A 16,927-nucleotide genomic window follows, 5' to 3' on the forward strand; every position below is an offset into this window, starting at 1 on the left:
GCGAGGCGCTTGGACCCGCATCATCTGGCCCGAAAGGTCGGTGGGGCGAGGGGGCTCGCGGGCCTGACCCTGCGCCAGCGGCTGCGGATCGTGGTCTTTGCCTTTCCACTGCTGTGTCTTCTGGCGGCGCTCGGCCTCGCTGCGGCAAGCGCGCTGTTCCAGCTGCGCTCGGTCCCGGTTGAGGGCACGGTCGTCGCACGGTACGAATGGCCCGGGACGACGATTTTCGACCGCAGGCAAGTGAATTACGAGCCGATCTTCACCTACGAGATCGACGGCGAGCCTTACCGCGCGAGCGTCGGCTCGGCCCATCCCGCCTTCGACCTGGCGGTCGGAGAAACGGCGATGATCCGCGCGATCCCCGGTGACCGGGGCAATGTGCGGATGGACACATGGATCGGCATGTGGTTCATCCCCGCCATCGTCGGCCTGCTCGGGGCCGTCTCGCTGTTCCCGGCCCTGTTGATCTGGGGCCTTGTCGTCGTTCTCTTGCGCAGGAGATCATCCGGATGAAAGCCGCCGTCCTCGTCTTCCCCGGGAGCAATTGCGACCGCGACATGGCCGTGGCCCTCCGCGCCGCCGGTGCCGACGTGACCATGGTCTGGCACAAGGACGCGGTCCTGCCGGAGGGGCTGGACCTGGTGGCGGTGCCGGGGGGGTTTTCCTTCGGCGACTACCTGCGCTGCGGCGCGATCGCCGCGCAATCGCCGATCTGCCGGGCACTGGTCGATCACGCGGTGCGGGGTGGCTTTGTGCTGGGGGTGTGCAACGGCTTTCAGGTGCTGACCGAGACCGGACTGCTGCCCGGTGCGCTGATGCGCAACGCAGGGCTGAAGTTCATTTGCCGGACGGTGGCGCTTGAGGTCGCGACCCGGCAGAGCGATTTCACCAGCGGCTACGAGGTCGACCGGATCCGTATCCCCGTGGCCCATCATGACGGCAATTACTTCGCCGACCCCGAGACCCTCGCGCGGCTCGAGGGCGACGATCTCGTGGCCTTCCGCTATCTCGACAACCCCAACGGCAGCCTGGCCGACATCGCCGGGATCCTGTCGGAAAACCGCCGGGTCCTGGGGATGATGCCGCACCCCGAGCGGGCGGTGGATACCGGGCACGGCGGCACCGACGGACAGGCGCTTTTCCGCTCTCTCGTGGGGGCTTTGCAGCACGTCTGAGGGCTGTCGCTTGCCGCGCGGGTCCCGGCGGCATAAAATCGGGCAATGTCAAAGCAACCCATGCCTCAGAGCCGGGCCGGCGCGAAATGGCCGATGCGGACCGCGTTCGGGGTGCTGGTCGTGCTTGCGATCGTCGTCGTCTACATTACGAATCAATACCTTACCCAGCGTTTCACGGAAACGACGCGGAACCGGGCCGAGATTCGCTCGACGCTTTATGTGGGCAACCTGGTCAGCGAGCTTCAGCGCTCGTCCATCGTGCCGCAGCTGCTGTCGCGCGATCCGCAGCTGATCGGCGCACTCAATTCCGGCGACTACACCCAGTCGACCCAGCGCCTGCTGTCCTTCGTGGACGAGATCGGCGCCGCCTCGCTGATGCTGCTGGACAAGGAGGGCCGCACCGTCGCCGCGACCGACCGCAACCGCCTGGGCGAGGCGCACCGGAACGCGGCCTATTTCGTCGACGCGATGCGGGCGAATACGACCGTCTTCAACGTGACCGAGCCCGAGGCCGGCGGCTACCAATTCACCTATGCCCGCAAGGTCGAGGACATGGGCAACGGGCTGGGCGTGATCCTGGTGGCGGTGGATCTGGCGGCGCTGGAGCGGTCCTGGGCGGGGGTGGCCGACGCGGTGTTCGTGGCCGACAGCGAGGGCCGGATCATCCTGTCGACCGAGCCGCGCTGGCGCGGGCTGAAGGAATCCGCGGCCCTGGTGCGCCAATCCGCCCCCTCGGCCATCGAGCGGGCGATCCGGATGACCCAGGATTGGTCGGCCCTGCCGATCGACGCCTACCTGCGCGGCGAGGCGGTGATGCGGGTCGAATCCCGGGTGCCGTTCCGGGGCTGGCAGCTGGTGACCTTCACCACCTACGCGTCGGTCCGCGAGAAGGTGAATGGCGTCCTCGCGCTGGAGATCATGGGTTTCGCGATCCTGCTGGCCGGGGTGTTCTGGCTGCTGAACCGCAAGGCCGCGTCGCGGGTGCTGTTCTTTCAGCGTGAAAGCTTTGAACTTCGCCAGCTGAACCGGCGGCTGCAAAGGGAAATCGCCGAACGCGAGAAGGTCGAGAAGAACCTGGAAGTTGCCGAACAGACCCTTGCGCAATCCTCCAAGCTGGCCGCCCTGGGCGAGATGTCGGCCGCCGTCAGCCACGAGTTGAACCAGCCGCTGGCCGCGATGAAGACCTATCTTGCCGGGGCCCGGCTGCTGCTTGCGCGCAAGCGGCCCGAAGAGGCGCTGTCGTCGTTCCAGAGGATCGACGACCTGATCGAGCGGATGGGCGCGATCACCAAGCAGCTCAAATCCTATGCCCGCAAGGGCGCCGAGGAGTTCGAGCCGGTCGACGTGCGCGGCTCCATCCAGTCGGCGCTGGCGATGATGGAGCCGCAGTTGAAAAGCCTCGCGGTAACGATCACCAAGACCCTGCCGAGCGACCCGGTCCTGATCGTCGGCGACCGCCTGCGGCTGGAACAGGTTATCATCAACCTCTTGCGCAATGCGCTCGATGCCACCAAGTCCGCAAAGGAGCCGCAGATCGACATCCTTCTGGCGGCGGGGGACACGATGCGGCTGAATGTGCGCGACAACGGGCCCGGGATCGAGGATCTCGATGCCCTGTTCGAGCCGTTCTACACCACCAAGCAGCCCGGTGACGGCGTTGGCTTGGGGCTGGCGATCTCATCCGGGATCGTCAGCGATTTCGGCGGTCGGCTGACCGCCCGCAATGCCGCCGGCGGCGGCGCGGTCTTCGAGGTCCAGCTTCCGATCTGGACCGACCATGACGAAGACCTGGAAGCAGCGGAGTAAGACAACCCATGGCTCAGGCTATGAAAATTGCAATCGTCGATGACGAGAAGGACATGCGGCAGTCGATCAGCCAATGGCTGGCCCTGTCGGGATATGACACCGAAACCTATGCCAGCGCCGAGGACGCCCTGAAGGGGCTGACCCCGGATTACCCCGGCATCGTCGTCTCGGACATCAAGATGCCGGGCATGGACGGGATGCAATTCCTCAAGAAGATCAAGGGCGTGGACAGCACTCTTCCGGTGATCATGATCACCGGCCACGGCGATGTGCCGATGGCGGTCGAGGCGATGCGGATCGGTGCCTACGATTTCCTCGAAAAGCCGTTCAACCCCGACCGGATGACCGAGCTTGCCAAGAAGGCGACCCATGCGCGGCGGCTGACGCTCGACAACCGGGCCCTGCGGCGCGAGCTGTCGGAGGGCACCGCGATCATCTCCAAGCTGATTGGCGGCAGCCCTGTGATGGAGCGCCTCAAGGAGGACATCCTCGATCTCGGCCAGGCCGACGGCCATGTGCTGATCGAGGGAGAGACCGGCACCGGCAAGACCCTCGTGGCCCATGCGCTGCACGCGGTGGGCGCCCGGGCCAACAAGAAGTTCGTGCTGATCGCTTGCGGGGCGCTCGATGAAGAGGCGCTGCAACGGCGGCTGTTCGGCCCCGCCGGCCAGGACGACCCGATCCCGGCGATGGAGGAGGCCCGCGGCGGCACCCTCGTGCTGGAGGATATCGAGGCGCTGGCGCCCTCGCTCCAGGCCCGCCTGCTGACCGCGCTGAACGAGCAAGGGACCCCGGCCGAGACCCGCGTGGTCGCGATCTGCAACCTGCAGGACGAGGGCAAGACCTGTGAAAGCGTGCTGCGGGCGGACCTGTTCTATCGGCTGGCCGCGCTGCGCGTCACCGTGCCGCCGCTGCGCCAGCGGGGCGAGGATATCCTGACGCTCTTCACGCGCCTGTCCGAGCAGTTCGCCGACGAATACGGCTGCCCCGCCCCCGAATTGTCGGCCCAGGAGGCGGCGCAGCTGTTGCAGGCGCCCTGGCCCGGCAACGTGCGCCAGCTGATCAACGTGGCCGAGCGCGCCGTGCTGCAGAACCGCCGCGGCACCGGCACCATCGCCTCGCTGCTGATGGCCGACAACGCCGAGAGCGAGCCCGCGATGACCACCGAGGGCAAGCCCCTGAAGGAATTCGTCGAGGCGTTCGAGCGGATGCTGATCGACAACACCATGCGGCGGCACAAGGGCTCCATCGTCGCGGTGATGGACGAGCTCTGCCTGCCGCGCCGAACGCTGAACGAGAAGATGGCGAAATACACCCTGCAGCGGTCCGACTACCTGTCCTGACCGGGCCGGGGCGGCGGCCAGCCCCCGTCGCCCCCTGCGGCATAAGGTCCGTGCCCGGACCGGGGCATTGGGTCCGTGCCCGGACCGGGGCGCGGGCGTGGACGTTCCGCGCCTCTTGCACAGCCCATGCGCGGGGTGTCAGGCCACCGTCCCCGACTGTTCGGCACCGTCCGGTGCCACGCACGGCTTTTTCGCCATTGTCATGTCGGGCGCGTTCCCTTTATGTAGTATAACGGCCGTCTCCGCGATGATGCGGGCCATGGCCGGAAGTTTTCGCTGTCCAGACCGGTGCCGCCGTTTCGCGTGCAGGTCCGGGCAGAAGGATTTGGGCCGTCTGGCCCCAATAGAACAGCCTTGGGCGCTTGCGCCGAGGCCTGAATTGGTCACCGAGGCGCCCGCGCCGAGTGGGCCGGAGAAGAAACGCGATGAGGCGCGCGACGCTGAAGCCAGGATTGAGAACAGCCCCGAGGGGCCCCTCGGCATCGAGCGCAACGCCTGTCGCCATAATCAGACACGATCATCTTGCAACCGCGCCCCCCGGGGCGCCGCCAGGGATGTCGTGCAAACGGATAACATGGCTAAGAAAATGCTCATCGACGCCACCCACGCGGAAGAGACCCGCGTCGTGGTGGTTGACGGAAACAAGGTCGAGGAATTCGACTTCGAAGCACAGGCAAAGCGTCAGCTAGCCGGCAACATCTACCTGGCAAAGGTCACACGGGTCGAACCGTCGCTGCAGGCGGCCTTCGTCGATTACGGCGGCAACCGCCACGGATTCCTCGCCTTTTCCGAGATCCACCCCGATTACTACCAGATCCCCGTGGCCGACCGCGAGGCGCTGCTGGCCGAGGAACGCGCCCACGCCGAACTCGAGCGCGCCGAGGACGAGGCCGAAGAGAAACCCGCGCCGCGCAAGCGCCGCTCGCGGTCCCGCTCCAAGGCGGCCGACACCAGCTCTGCGGATGCGGTCGCGACCGAGGACGCGCCCGGCGCCGAGATCTCGGGGATGGAGACCATCGACCTCGGCGAGGAGGAGCCCCCCGAGGGCGAGGCCCGCAGCCCGATGGAGACCGTGGCCGAAACGCCTGTCGAAACCCCCGCCGCCGGCGAGGATGACGAGGGCGAGGAGGCCCGCGACGACGAGTCCGAAGAGGATTCGGAGATCGAATCCGTCGCCGTCGACGACAGCGACGAGGTGCGCCCCGTGCGCAAGCCGCGCCCGCGCAAGTACAAGATCCAGGAAGTGGTCAAGGTCCGTCAGATCCTGCTGGTTCAGGTGGTCAAGGAAGAGCGTGGCAACAAGGGCGCCGCGCTGACGACCTACCTCAGCCTCGCGGGCCGTTACTGCGTGCTGATGCCCAACACCGCCCGTGGCGGCGGCATCTCCCGCAAGATCACCAGCGCCCCGGACCGCAAGAAGCTCAAGGAAATCGCGTCCTCCATGGATGTGCCGCTCGGCGCGGGCCTGATCATCCGCACCGCCGGCGCACAGCGCACCAAGACCGAGATCAAGCGCGACTACGAATACCTGCAGCGCATGTGGGAGCAGATCCGAGAGCTGACGCTGAAATCCGTCGCGCCCGCGCCGATCTACGAAGAGGGCGACCTCATCAAGCGGTCGATCCGCGATCTCTACTCCAAGGAGATCGACGAGGTCATCGTCGAGGGCGACAACGGTTACCGGACGGCCAAGGACTTCATGAAGATGATCATGCCGTCCCACGCCAAGAACGTGAAACACTACATCGACCCGCTGCCGCTGTTCGCGCGGCACCAGGTCGAGAGCTACCTCAGCTCGATGTTCAACCCGACGGTGCAGCTGCCCTCGGGGGGCTATATCGTGATCGGCATCACCGAGGCGCTGGTGGCGATTGACGTGAACTCCGGCCGGGCGACCAAGGAAGGCTCGATCGAGCAGACCGCGCTCAAGACCAACCTGGAGGCCGCCGAGGAAGTGGCCCGCCAGCTGCGCCTGCGCGACCTGGCCGGGCTGATCGTGATCGACTTCATCGACATGGACGAGCGCAAGAACAACGCCGCCGTCGAGAAGCGCATGAAGGACAAGCTCAAGACCGACCGGGCCCGCATCCAGGTGGGGCGGATCTCCGGTTTCGGCCTGATGGAAATGTCGCGTCAGCGGCTGCGGCCGGGGATGCTCGAGGCGACGACCCAGCCCTGTTCCCATTGCCACGGCACGGGGCTTCTGCGCTCCGACGACAACGTGGCGCTGTCCATTCTGCGTCAGATCGAGGAAGAGGGCGTGCGTGGCCGGTCCCGCGAGGTGCTGGTCAAGGCGCCCGTGGCCATCGCCAACTACCTGATGAACCAGAAGCGCGAGCACATCGCCGGCATCGAGCTGCGCTATGGCCTGTCGGTGCGGATCGAGGCCGATCCGTTCATGATCTCGCCCGATTTCGCGATCGAGAAGTTCAAGACCGCGACGCGGGTGGTGGCCGAGGTGACGTTGCCGGTGATCTCGTCGAGCTCTTCGATGATGGCCGACGATCCCGATGATGAGATCGACGTGCCCGAGCCCGAGGAGGCGCCGGAGCCCGAGGCCGAAGCCAAGGTCGAGACTGCGCCCGAGGCCCCCGCCGATACGAGCGGCGAAGAGAAACCCAAGAAGCGGCGTCGCCGGCGTCGGCGCCGCAAGGGCGGCGGTGGCGAGAACGGCGGCGATTCCGGGAACGAGTCTGGCAATGAGGCCGGCAGCGACGGGCAGGGGTCTGACGACAGCTCTGGCGACGGCGCGCCGGCCGAGCCTGCCCCGGTAGAGGCCGACGCGACTGGCGATGCCGCCCCGCAGGACGGCGAGGCGGCCCCGGCAGAGGCCAAGAAGCCGCGCACCCGGACCCGGACGCGCCGCAAGACCTCCGCCAAGGAGACGGTGGAGGCCGACACGGAGACCGCGACTGCCGAGACCGAACCGGAGGCCACGCCGGCCGCCGAGCCCACGCCTGAAGCCGCGCCCGCCGCCGAGACCCCGCCGGAGCCCGCTCCGGCAGCGCAGCCGGAAGAGGCCCCGCAGGCCGAGGCGTCGGAGGCCGACACCGCCCCCGCAAGCGAGGCGCCCGCGGCGGACACGCCAGCGCCGCAGGCGGAGCCCGCCGCAGATGCCGAGCCCGCAGAGGCCGAGGCCCCGGAGGCTGCGCCGAAGCCCGTGCAAGAGGCCGCGCCGGAACCCCCGGCCCAGGAGGAAGTGCGCACGCCCGAACCCGTGGGCGCCGAGGCCGACGCCGGAAACGAAACGGGCGACGAGGACGACAAGCCCAAACGTCGCGGCTGGTGGACGCTGGCCCGCTAAGGGGCGGCAACGGCCCGGGGCGCGAGCGCCGGGCTGCCCTGGAGAAAAAAAGGGCTCCGCAGCGATCTGCGGAGCCCTTTTTTCGTGACAAACTTCGTGACAAACTTCGTGACAAACTTCGTGACAAACTTCGTGACAAACTTCGTGACAAACTTCGTGACACGCTTCCCAACACGATTCGCGACAGTCTTCGTGACACGCTTCGCGACACCCGGAATTGCCCCCGCGCTATCTCCGCCGGACCGGATAGACCGGTGCGGGCTTTTCGGCCGAAGGGTGCAACTTACCTCCGCCGGAACAGGTGGATTCGTGCATCGCTTTGGACCGACGGGGTCAGATTGTGCTCGCCGGACCCGGTGGCCCTGTTCGCCTCCCTCGGCCGAGAGGGACAGAGTCCCCGCCGGGCCGGGCCCAAGGGTGCCGCGCCCCCCGGCGGGCAGCGACAGTCTATTCCCGCCGGAACAGGTAGATCCGCGCATCGCTTTGGACCGACAGGGTCAGACTATCCTCGCCGGATCGGGTGAACCTGTTCGCCCCCTTCGGCCGAGAGGGTCAGACTCCCCGCCGGATCAGGTGGACCTGTTCGCCGCCCTCGGTTGCGAGGGACAGGTGCGCGTGGCCGGCCTCGGTGCAGAAATGCGGGATGTCGATGATCGCGACGGGATCGTCCGCCAGCACCCGCACCACCGTGCCGGCGGGCAGCGGCCCGAGGCGCTTGCGCAGGCGCAGGACGGGCAGGGGGCAGAGCAGCCCCCGGGTGTCGATCTCTTCGGCCGCCGTGTCGGTCATGTCGGTCATGGCGGTGAGCTAGACCGCGCCCATGGCCAAGTCCAGTGCCACCCTGCGACCATGTTGCCCGGCTCCAGCACGGCAACGTGACGCGATGTGCCCGTGACGCGGGCGCCGCGCCGGGATAAGAACGGGTTCATGGACGCGAACCTGCTTCTTGATGCGACGCTGCTGCCCGCCCTGGCGATTGCCATGGCCGCGGGCCTGCTGTCGTTCCTCAGCCCCTGCGTCCTGCCGATCGTGCCGCCCTATCTGGCCTATATGGGCGGGGTCAGCGTGACCGAGATGGATGGCACCCGGGCGGCGCGGCGCAAGGTGACGCTGGCCGCGCTGTTCTTCGTGTTGGGCCTGTCGACCGTGTTCCTGCTGCTGGGCTTCGCCTTTTCCGCCATGGGCCGGATGTTCCTGCAGGTGCAGGATTGGTTCGTGACCGGGGCCGGGGTCGTCATCATGATCTTCGGGCTGCATTTCCTCGGCGTCTTCCGCATCGGCTTCATGGACCGCGAGGTCCGGGTCGAGGCCGGCGACAGGGGCGGCTCCGCCTTCGGGGCGTTCCTGCTGGGCCTGGCCTTCGCCTTCGGCTGGACCCCCTGCCTCGGGCCGATCCTGGGGGCGATCCTCGGGCTTGCGGCGTCCGAGGCCGACACGATGCGCGGCACCGCGCTGCTCGCGTCCTATGCGTTGGGGCTGGGCATCCCGTTCCTGCTGGTCGCGGCCTTCTTTCCCCGGCTCAAGGGCGCGATGGGCTGGATGAAGCGGCATATGGAGCGAATCGAGCGGATCTCGGGCGTGTTGCTCTGGACGGTCGGGCTGATGATGCTGACCGGGCAGTTCTCGGATTTCTCCTATTGGCTGCTGGAGACCTTCCCGGCGCTGGCGCAGCTGGGCTGACGGCCCCCAAGTTTCACAGCCCCCGACCCGCGCGACAATCGGCTTATTTCTGCCCGTTTTTGCGGCTAGGCTGAGACAATCCGAAAAGCCGGAGCAGGGCCATGTCAGACCACAGGAGCGGCAAGGTGGCGCAGAGGCGCGTCTTCTACATTCCGGGCTACGACCCGATCCACCCGCGCCGCTACCGCGAGCTTTACCGCAAGGAGGCGGCGGCCCAGGCGGCGGTCTCGGGCTTTGCCATCGGGCTGAAGCCGAAGCGGGCCGGCGGTCCCTACGGCTGGCATGTCACCGCCGAGATCGAGGGCGCCGAGGTCGAGGCCGATGTCGAGGTCCTGGTCTGGTCCGATATCGTGCGCGGCTCGATGTCGTCGTCGATCCCGGCGACCTACCTGCAGCTGGTCCGCTGCGCCTGGACCTATATCGCCAGCGGCGCCCTTCGGCGGCTGATGTGGCTGCGCAAGGGGCCGGTCATCGCAGCGCTCTACCCGGTGGGGATGCTGTTGCTGCAACTCGCGGTCGCGCTCGGCCTTGGTGCGGCGGCCGGCGCGGCGGGGGGGCATGCGCTGTCGCTTCTCGGGGCGCCCTGGGCGCTGGGTCTGGTCCTGCGGCTGGCGCTTTGGGGGGCGGTCGCGGTGGCCCTGTTGCGTTGGTTCAAGAAGAAGGACGGCAAGATCTTCGCCTATTACCTGATGCACGACTACGCCTATTCGGCCAATTGGGGCGGGGCCAACCCGCCCGAGCTCGAGGCGCGGATGGCCGAGTTTGCCGACCGCATCGCCGGGGCGCTGACCGAGGGCAGCGACGAGGTGCTGGTGGTCGGCCATTCCTCGGGCGCGCATCTGGCGGTGTCGATCCTCGCCGACCTGATCCGGGCGGGGCGGGTGCCGGCCAACGGCCCGGCGCTGTCCTTCCTCAGCCTGGGCCAGGTCGTGCCGATGGTGTCGTTCCTGCCCAAGGCCCACAGATTGCGGGCCGACCTCGCCTATCTTTCCCTGCGCGACGAGATCACCTGGGTCGACATCACCGCGCCGGGCGACGGCTGCGCCTTCGCGCTCTGCGATCCGGTGGCGGTCTCGGGCGTGGCGCCGGAGGGGGCGAAATGGCCGCTGGTCTTCTCGGCCTCGTTCACCCAGACGCTGTCGCCCGCCCGCTGGAAAGAGCTGCGCTGGCGCTTCTTCCGGCTGCATTTCCAGTATCTCTGCGCTTTCGACCGGCCCAAGGACTACGACTACTTCCGGGTGACCGCCGGGCCGCTGACGCTGGGGGCGCGCTATGCCGGCCGGCCGCCGTCGAAAAGCCGCATCGTGATCCCCGCGTCGAAATACACCAGCCAGGCGGCATGACGCCGGACCAGCCCCCCAAACCGCCCTCGCGGCCCGACAAGGTCTCGCTCTGGCGCTATGCCCGGCTGTTCCGGTCCGACATCCTGTCGGCCCAGCCCGCCAAGCTCTACCGCGCCTGGATGGCCGAGTTCCGCACGCCGTTCTTCCGGTCCTTCCTGGTCAACGACCCGCCGCTGATCCGGCGCGTGCTGAACGAGCGGCCCGACGATTTCCCCAAATCCGGCCGGATCGGCGCGGGGCTGCGGCCGCTGCTGGGCAATTCGGTCTTTCTGACCAACGGCGCGGTGTGGAAACGCCAGCGGCGGATCATCGACCCGGCCTTCGAGGGCGGCCGCCTGCGCGACACCTACCCGGCGATGTGGGACGCGGGAGAGGCGGCGGTGGCACGGCTCGACCGGCTTGCCACCGGGGCGCCGGTGGAGATCGAGGCCGAGACCAGCCACGCCGCCGCCGACGTGATCTTTCGCACCCTGTTCTCGATCCCGATCGAGCATGAGCTGGCCGCCGAGGTGTTCGCCGAGTTCCGGGCCTATCAACGGTCGCAGCCGATCCTGAACCTTGCCGCCTTCATCCCCGGTCCGCGCTGGATGCCGCGCTTCTTCCGGTCCGAGACCCGGCGGTCGGCCCGCAGGATCCGGGCGCTGATCGGGGATCTGACCCGGCGGCGGCTGGACGCGATCGCGGCGGGGGCGGCGCCCGATGACCTCGCCACCAAGATCATGACGACCACCGACCCCGAGACCGGCGACCGGTTCGATCTGGACGAGATGGTGGACCAGGTGGCGATCTTCTTTCTCGCCGGGCACGAGACCAGCGCCTCGGCGCTGGCCTGGACGCTCTATCTGCTGGCGCTCTATCCCGAATGGCAGGAGGTGCTGGCGGAGGAGGGGCGCGAGGTGACCCCGGATTTCTCCAGCGTCTCGAAGCTGCGGGTCACGCGGGACGTGTTCCGCGAGGCGCTGCGGCTTTATCCGCCGGTGCCCATGATGGTGCGTGAGGCCGCTGGGGCGGAGACCTTCCGCAAGCGGGCGGTCCGGCGCGGCGCACAGATCGTGCTGTCGCCCTGGCACCTGCACCGGCACGCGCGGCTTTGGGACCGGCCCGACGATTTCGACCCCGCGCGATGGGGCACCGAGAATGGCCGGGCCTGCATGCGCGAGGCCTACATGCCGTTTTCCGCCGGGCCGCGGGTCTGCACCGGGGCGGGCTTTGCCATGGTCGAGGGCGTGCTGCTGATCGCGCTCATCGCCCGCCGGTTCCGGATTGAACGGGTCGCCGGGCGCGACCCTGTGCCGGTCGCGCACCTGACGGTGCGGGCGAAAGACGGAATCTGGCTGCGCCTGACGCCGCGGAACGCCTGATTCGCCCCGCGACTGGAGAAGGGCCGGAAACGGTCCGGCGCTGTCCCGGAAATTGGTTCCTGAAAACGCGCCCTTTCTTGCCGCATCGCAGCAATCAGGCAGGAATGAGGCAGGAAATCCGGGCGGAAAAAAGGCGTGAGCCCTTCAGTAAACCCGATAAAATCATATGCTTGATCTCGATTCATCGACGCAGTGTCGCCCGACTGGGGCCGCTTTGTGGCATTTCAAATAAGCGCCAAATGGTGTTTAAAAGGATCGTCGGTGGGGGCCGATGTGAATGATCAGGATTTCGGCCATGACTCTCTTGGAAGAAATGGAAGGCAAACCGCGCCCGACCCCTGGGCTTCTGAAGACGATCGAAAGCGTGATGTCGATCGTGCGTGAATCCCGCGAGGGCGCCTCGGGCAAGGCTCGCAATGCAGAGCCGTCAATGGACGCGGAGGATCTCGCCGCGCTGTTCCGGCAGGAGAATGCCCAGGTGTCCGTCCAGACGCCGGCGCGGCCCGGCAACCTCAGCCCCGAGGAGCAGGAAGCCCGCGACCTCGCCACGATCCGCAAGGCGCTCTACAGCGTCTGAGCGCCCCTGCGCTGCTGAAGGTGGCGCAGGACGGCGACGCGGATCGCCGAGGCCAGGCCGATGTCTCCGCCCCGCGTGTCGTCGATTTCCGAGGCCAGCCCGTTCAGGGTCTGGCCTTTTTCCTTGGCCATCTCGCGGAACACCTCCCAGAAGGCATCCTCCAGCGACACGCTGGTGCGGTGGCCATGGAGTGTCAGAGAGTGTTTGACGGGCCGGCCGTCAGACATCGGAATCGTCGAATTTCTGCTGATCGAGCCGGGTCTGGACGGACTCGTTCCGCGCGGTCTCCAACAGGCGCTGCGCCTTGGTCCGCCCGCATTTCACCGCGTTCTGATCGGCTATCTTCTTGAGCTCCGCCCGTTCCCGCGCCTTGCGGACCCGTCCGAGATTGACGACTGGTTTCATCACTGTGATCCTGCGATTTCATCCTGTCTCTAACCTTTGAGGTCCGCTCTTGCCACTGCGTATTGCCGCCCTGTCGCTCGCCCTTGTCCTGCCGGTTGCGGCCCTCGCGGAGTGGCGCGTTTCCGACGACGGCGCCGAAGTTCTGGGCGCCGGGGACTTCGGCATGACGATCCGGATGCGCTGCGAAAACGGCGGGGTGCCATCCTACACGCTGACCGGCCTTTTCGTTTTCGGATTGCAGGGGGAGGCGACGGCGACCCTGTTGGTGGATGGTCGCGACTTCGGCCCGATCGGGGCGGCGTGCGATGGCGAGGCCGGCTGCGCCCTGACGCTGGGCGCTGACGAGGCCGATAACCTTGCACAGGCCCTGAAGGCCGGCGCTCAGGTCGCGGTCGCCCTCGATGGCGAGACGGTAGAGACGATTTCCCTGCGCGGCTCCGGCGCCGCGATCTCGGCCCTGTCCGGCGCGGGCTGCGACGCGCTCTAGGGCAGGTTGCAGCACGGCGGCGGGGCCGAAGCCCCGCCCGTTGCCTCGGCGCGTTACGTCGGCCCGATCATCTTTTCGGGCCGCACCACGCGGTCGAAGGTCTCGGCATCGACGAAGCCCAGGCCGATCGCCTCTTGCTTGAGGGTTGTGCCGTTCTTGTGCGCGGTCTTGGCGACGGTGGTGGCGTTGTCATAGCCGATCTCGGGCGCGAGCGCCGTCACCAGCATCAGGGACTCTTGCATGATCTTCGCGATGCGGTCCTCGTCGGCCCGGATGCCAACCACGCAATTATCGGTGAACGCGACCGAGGCGTCGCCCAGAAGCTGCATGCTCTGCAGGACGTTATAGGCCATCATCGGCTTGTAGACGTTCAGCTCGAAATGCCCCTGGCTGCCGGCAAAGCCCACGGCGGCGTCGTTGCCCATCACATGGGCGCAGACCTGGGTCATCGCCTCGCACTGGGTCGGGTTGACCTTGCCCGGCATGATCGAGGAGCCGGGCTCGTTCTCGGGCAGCATCAGCTCTCCCAGCCCGCAGCGGGGGCCGGAGCCCAGAAGGCGGATGTCGTTGGCGATCTTGAAGAGCGACGCCGCGACGGTCTTCAGTGCGCCGGACATCTCGACCAGCGCGTCGTGGGCGGCCAGCGCCTCGAACTTGTTGGGCGCGGTGACAAAGGGCAGGTCGGTGATCGCGGCGATGTTCGCGGCGACCGTCTCGCCCCAGCCCGGCGCGGTGTTGAGCCCGGTGCCGACGGCGGTGCCGCCCTGGGCAAGTTCATGGATATGGGGCAAGGCGGCCTTCACCCGCTTGATCGCCATGGCGACCTGGTGGGCATAGCCCGAAAACTCCTGCGCCAGCGTCAGCGGCGTGGCGTCCATCGTGTGGGTGCGGCCGATCTTGATGATGCCGTCGAATTCCTGGACCTTCAGGATCAGCGCCGCGTGCAGCTTTTCAAGCCCCGGCAGGGTCACGTCGCGGGCGGTCATGGCCACGGCGATGTGCATCGCGGTCGGAAAGGTGTCGTTCGAGGATTGCCCCATGTTGCAATGGTCGTTCGGGTGCACCGGGTCCTTCGATCCGATGGTGCCGCCCAGCATCTCGATCGCGCGGTTGGCGATGACCTCGTTGGCGTTCATGTTCGACTGGGTGCCGGAGCCGGTCTGCCAGACCACCAGCGGAAAATGATCGTCGAGCTTGCCCGCGACGACCTCGGAGGCGGCGGCGATGATCGCGTCCGCCCGGGACGCGTCGAGCTTGCCGCTGGCCTTGTTGGCCTCGGCGCAGGCCTGCTTGATCACGCCCAGGGCGCGGACGATCGCCACGGGCTGCTTTTCCCAGCCGATGGGGAAGTTCAGGATAGAGCGCTGGGTCTGCGCGCCCCAGTATTTGTCGGCGGGAACCTCAAGCGGGCCAAAGCTGTCGGTTTCGGTGCGTGTGGTGGTCATCTGCAACTCCGGTCGTGGTTGGCACGAGCTATAGGGGATCGCATCTGACGGGGCAATTGAAGAGACCCGCGGCAAGGACCGCAGGCCGTTGCAAGGCCCGTCGGTCGTGGCAAGCAATCGGCGGCGGCGCTACCTACTTGCGGAAGCGGTCGAGGCTCACGACCTCGGCCGGCTTGCGGGCCTTGCCGTCGGCCTCGTCCTCGGCGTCCTCGGCCATCTCGACCATGGGCGCCTCGTCGTCGTCGAGATCGTCCTCATCGTCGTCGCCCTCGTCCTCGCGGGTCTCGAAGCGCAGGCCGAATTCCACCGACGGATCGACGAAGGCCTTTATCGCGCCGTAAGGGATATAGAGCGGTTCGGGGTTGTCGCCGAAGTTCAGGGTGATCGAGAACCCCTCGTCGGTGACCTCCAGATTGTCGAACCAATGCTGGATCACGATGGTCATCTCGTCGGGATACCGGTCCGACAGCCAGTCGGCGATCTCGGCGTCGGGATGCATGGTGTCGAAGGTGATCAGGAAGTGGTGCGCTCCGGGCAGACCGCCCTTTGCGACCTTCTCCAGCACCTGCTGAATCAGGCCGCGCATGGCCCGGTGCATGAGGTTGCCATAGTCGATGGATTGGCTCACGGGACGCGGCTCCTCTTGGCGCAAGATATAGTTAGCATACGGGATTCGGGCGCAGAGGGAAGGGGTCAGCCACCAATCGTGAGGCCCGCCACCAATCCGGCCGCGGCCATGGCCGCAAGGGTCGCCGGAAGCGACCAGCCCCGCCAGAGCAGCAGGGCGGCGGCCAGCGCCGAGAGCGCGAAGGCGTCGGGCCGAAAGCTCGCCGGATCGGGGATCAGCAGGGTCAGCGGCCCGGCCCGCGTCAGCGCGACATCGGCAAAGAGCACGTGGGCCGCGAACCAGACCGACAGATGGGCGATCACGCCGACGACGGCGGCCGTGATCGCGCGCAGGGCGGCGCTGAGGCGGGGCATATGCTCCAGCCAGTCGATCAGCGGGGCCCCGGCGAAGATCCAGATGAAGCAGGGCACGAAGGTGACCCACAGCGTCATCGCCGCCGCCAGCGCGCCCAGCAGCGGCCCGCCCGCCTGCAGCCCGGTCAACTGGCCAACGAACTGGGTGACAAGGATCAGCGGCCCGGGCGTCGTCTCGGCCAGCCCGAGCCCGTCGATCATCTGGCCGGTGCTCAGCCAGCCGCGATCGACCACGACCTGCTGCGTCATGAAGGCTAGGACGGCATAGGCGCCGCCGAAGGTCACCACCGCCAGTTTCGAAAAGAACAGGCCCAGCGACAGCAACAGGGTCTGGCCCGTGGCCCAGGCCATCAGCAGCGGCGCGGCCCAGGCGGCCCCGCCCAGGGCCAGCACCCCGGCCGCGGGCGTGAGCCGGATATCCGGGCGCGGGGCCCGTCTTGCGGCCGGCGCCCGCGCCGCGCCCCAGGCGGCGGCCAGGGCAACGACCAGCGGAAAGGGCAGGGCGAACAGGAACAGCCCCGCGAATGCGAGGCAAGCGAGCGCCACGGCCTCGGCGTCCTGAAGCGCCCTGGCCGACAGCCGCAGGATCGCCTGCAGGACGATGACGATGACCGCGGCCTTGACCCCAAGGAACGCGGCCTGCACCGCCTCCGCCGCGCCGAACCGGGCATAGAACGCGGTCAGCACGGCGATCACCACCGCCCCCGGCAACACGAAGAGCCCGCCGGCAATCAGCCCGCCGGGAATGCCGCGCAGGCGCCAGCCGGCGTAGGTCGCAAGCTGCATTGCCTCCGGTCCCGGCAGCAGCATGCAGAAGCTCAGGGCGCGCAGGAACCGCGCATCGTCGAGCCAGCCGGTCTCCTCCACCAGCACTCGGTGCATCAGCGCGATCTGCGCGGCGGGCCCGCCGAAGGACAAAAGGCCGATGCGGCCGAAGACGAAGACGAGATCGGTGAAGCTCATGGCTCTGGATCGGCCGCGCGGCGGGCGCGGGCAAGTCAATCCTGCCGCTGTCGTCAA

16 protein-coding genes are annotated in these 16,927 nt (G+C 67.7%); 10 read left to right on the forward strand and 6 right to left on the reverse strand.

Features of this window, described 5'->3' with window-relative positions; all coding sequences use genetic code 11:
• The first annotated feature begins 9 nt into the window (after positions 1-9).
• The 5 genes from ROA7023_RS17375 to ROA7023_RS17395 all read left to right on the forward strand — a co-directional run bounded on the left by ROA7023_RS17375 (position 10) and on the right by ROA7023_RS17395 (position 7,628).
• Positions 10-513 carry a hypothetical protein gene (locus tag ROA7023_RS17375; RefSeq protein ID WP_085880304.1) on the forward strand — a complete coding sequence of 168 codons (504 nt, stop codon included), beginning with the start codon at positions 10-12 and terminating at the stop codon, positions 511-513.
• Positions 510-1,175 (forward strand): phosphoribosylformylglycinamidine synthase subunit PurQ, encoded by a 666-nt coding sequence (purQ, locus tag ROA7023_RS17380; RefSeq protein WP_085880305.1) that lies wholly within the window; start codon positions 510-512, stop codon positions 1,173-1,175. Before ROA7023_RS17375 ends, purQ begins: the two co-directional genes overlap by 4 nt.
• Before the next feature lie 93 nt (positions 1,176-1,268).
• Positions 1,269-2,981, forward strand: coding sequence for a sensor histidine kinase (locus ROA7023_RS17385; RefSeq protein ID WP_085880338.1), 1,713 nt, complete (start codon positions 1,269-1,271; stop codon positions 2,979-2,981).
• An 8-nt stretch (positions 2,982-2,989) separates the two neighbouring features.
• Positions 2,990-4,324, forward strand: coding sequence for a sigma-54-dependent transcriptional regulator (locus ROA7023_RS17390; protein WP_085880306.1), 1,335 nt, complete (start codon positions 2,990-2,992; stop codon positions 4,322-4,324).
• Positions 4,325-4,898: 574 nt separating this feature from the next.
• Positions 4,899-7,628, forward strand: a complete 2,730-nt coding sequence (locus ROA7023_RS17395) for an Rne/Rng family ribonuclease (protein WP_085880307.1) — start codon at positions 4,899-4,901, stop codon at positions 7,626-7,628.
• A gap of 552 nt (positions 7,629-8,180) precedes the next feature.
• Here ROA7023_RS17395 and ROA7023_RS17400 read toward each other — a convergent pair.
• Positions 8,181-8,426, reverse strand: coding sequence for a sulfurtransferase TusA family protein (locus ROA7023_RS17400; protein ID WP_370739243.1), 246 nt, complete (start codon positions 8,424-8,426; stop codon positions 8,181-8,183).
• A gap of 129 nt (positions 8,427-8,555) precedes the next feature.
• On the opposite strand from ROA7023_RS17400, the gene ROA7023_RS17405 reads away from it, so the two are divergent.
• The 4 genes from ROA7023_RS17405 (at position 8,556) to ROA7023_RS17420 (ending at position 12,589) form a co-directional block, all read left to right on the forward strand.
• Positions 8,556-9,308 (forward strand): cytochrome c biogenesis CcdA family protein, encoded by a 753-nt coding sequence (locus ROA7023_RS17405; protein ID WP_085880308.1) that lies wholly within the window; start codon positions 8,556-8,558, stop codon positions 9,306-9,308.
• Positions 9,309-9,409: 101 nt separating this feature from the next.
• Positions 9,410-10,651 (forward strand): hypothetical protein, encoded by a 1,242-nt coding sequence (locus ROA7023_RS17410; protein WP_085880309.1) that lies wholly within the window; start codon positions 9,410-9,412, stop codon positions 10,649-10,651.
• Positions 10,648-12,012 (forward strand): cytochrome P450, encoded by a 1,365-nt coding sequence (locus ROA7023_RS17415; RefSeq protein ID WP_085880310.1) that lies wholly within the window; start codon positions 10,648-10,650, stop codon positions 12,010-12,012. The genes ROA7023_RS17410 and ROA7023_RS17415 overlap by 4 nt, the downstream gene beginning before the upstream one ends.
• Positions 12,013-12,307: 295 nt before the next feature.
• Positions 12,308-12,589: a hypothetical protein gene (locus tag ROA7023_RS17420; RefSeq protein WP_143535616.1), complete on the forward strand. Its 282-nt coding sequence runs from the start codon at positions 12,308-12,310 to the stop codon at positions 12,587-12,589.
• Here the strand turns inward: ROA7023_RS17420 and ROA7023_RS17425 are convergent.
• Complete coding sequence (locus ROA7023_RS17425) at positions 12,577-12,816, reverse strand: ribbon-helix-helix domain-containing protein (protein WP_085880312.1); 240 nt, start codon at positions 12,814-12,816, stop codon at positions 12,577-12,579. The genes ROA7023_RS17420 and ROA7023_RS17425 overlap by 13 nt on opposite strands.
• A complete protein-coding gene (locus ROA7023_RS17430) occupies positions 12,809-12,994 on the reverse strand; it encodes a DUF4169 family protein (protein ID WP_085880313.1) in 186 nt (61 codons plus the stop codon). The genes ROA7023_RS17425 and ROA7023_RS17430 overlap by 8 nt, the downstream gene beginning before the upstream one ends.
• Before the next feature lie 49 nt (positions 12,995-13,043).
• Between ROA7023_RS17430 and ROA7023_RS17435 the strand changes: the two genes are divergently transcribed.
• Positions 13,044-13,481 (forward strand): hypothetical protein, encoded by a 438-nt coding sequence (locus tag ROA7023_RS17435; RefSeq protein WP_085880314.1) that lies wholly within the window; start codon positions 13,044-13,046, stop codon positions 13,479-13,481.
• A gap of 53 nt (positions 13,482-13,534) precedes the next feature.
• On the opposite strand, the gene fumC is transcribed toward ROA7023_RS17435, so the two are convergent.
• The 3 genes from fumC to chrA all read right to left on the reverse strand — a co-directional run bounded on the left by fumC (position 13,535) and on the right by chrA (position 16,870).
• The gene (fumC, locus tag ROA7023_RS17440) at positions 13,535-14,926 is read right to left on the reverse strand and encodes a class II fumarate hydratase (RefSeq protein ID WP_085880315.1); all 1,392 of its coding nucleotides are present in this window, start codon (positions 14,924-14,926) and stop codon (positions 13,535-13,537) included.
• Between the two features lie 133 nt (positions 14,927-15,059).
• Positions 15,060-15,554 carry an SspB family protein gene (locus tag ROA7023_RS17445; protein WP_085880316.1) on the reverse strand — a complete coding sequence of 165 codons (495 nt, stop codon included), beginning with the start codon at positions 15,552-15,554 and terminating at the stop codon, positions 15,060-15,062.
• A 65-nt stretch (positions 15,555-15,619) separates the two neighbouring features.
• Positions 15,620-16,870, reverse strand: a complete 1,251-nt coding sequence (gene chrA, locus ROA7023_RS17450; protein WP_085880317.1) for a chromate efflux transporter — start codon at positions 16,868-16,870, stop codon at positions 15,620-15,622.
• Positions 16,871-16,927: the final 57 nt, after the last annotated feature.

Origin of the sequence: Roseisalinus antarcticus (genome assembly GCF_900172355.1) — a bacterium.
In the GTDB taxonomy this organism is placed as follows: Bacteria; Pseudomonadota; Alphaproteobacteria; order Rhodobacterales; family Rhodobacteraceae; genus Oceanicola; species Oceanicola antarcticus_A.

Bases quoted from the DNA above. Each gene is read 5' to 3' on its own strand.
- ROA7023_RS17410 (WP_085880309.1), top strand. From the start codon at position 9,410: ATGTCAGACCACAGGAGCGGCAAGGTGGCGCAGAGGCGCGTCTTCTAC.
- ROA7023_RS17430 (WP_085880313.1), bottom strand. From the start codon at position 12,994: ATGAAACCAGTCGTCAATCTCGGACGGGTCCGCAAGGCGCGGGAACGG.
- ROA7023_RS17390 (WP_085880306.1), top strand. From the start codon at position 2,990: ATGGCTCAGGCTATGAAAATTGCAATCGTCGATGACGAGAAGGACATG.
- ROA7023_RS17385 (WP_085880338.1), top strand. From the start codon at position 1,269: ATGCGGACCGCGTTCGGGGTGCTGGTCGTGCTTGCGATCGTCGTCGTC.
- ROA7023_RS17425 (WP_085880312.1), bottom strand. From the start codon at position 12,816: ATGTCTGACGGCCGGCCCGTCAAACACTCTCTGACACTCCATGGCCAC.
- ROA7023_RS17415 (WP_085880310.1), top strand. From the start codon at position 10,648: ATGACGCCGGACCAGCCCCCCAAACCGCCCTCGCGGCCCGACAAGGTC.
- ROA7023_RS17400 (WP_370739243.1), bottom strand. From the start codon at position 8,426: ATGACCGACATGACCGACACGGCGGCCGAAGAGATCGACACCCGGGGG.
- ROA7023_RS17405 (WP_085880308.1), top strand. From the start codon at position 8,556: ATGGACGCGAACCTGCTTCTTGATGCGACGCTGCTGCCCGCCCTGGCG.
- ROA7023_RS17420 (WP_143535616.1), top strand. From the start codon at position 12,308: ATGACTCTCTTGGAAGAAATGGAAGGCAAACCGCGCCCGACCCCTGGG.
- ROA7023_RS17395 (WP_085880307.1), top strand. From the start codon at position 4,899: ATGGCTAAGAAAATGCTCATCGACGCCACCCACGCGGAAGAGACCCGC.
- purQ (WP_085880305.1), top strand. From the start codon at position 510: ATGAAAGCCGCCGTCCTCGTCTTCCCCGGGAGCAATTGCGACCGCGAC.
- fumC (WP_085880315.1), bottom strand. From the start codon at position 14,926: ATGACCACCACACGCACCGAAACCGACAGCTTTGGCCCGCTTGAGGTT.
- chrA (WP_085880317.1), bottom strand. From the start codon at position 16,870: ATGAGCTTCACCGATCTCGTCTTCGTCTTCGGCCGCATCGGCCTTTTG.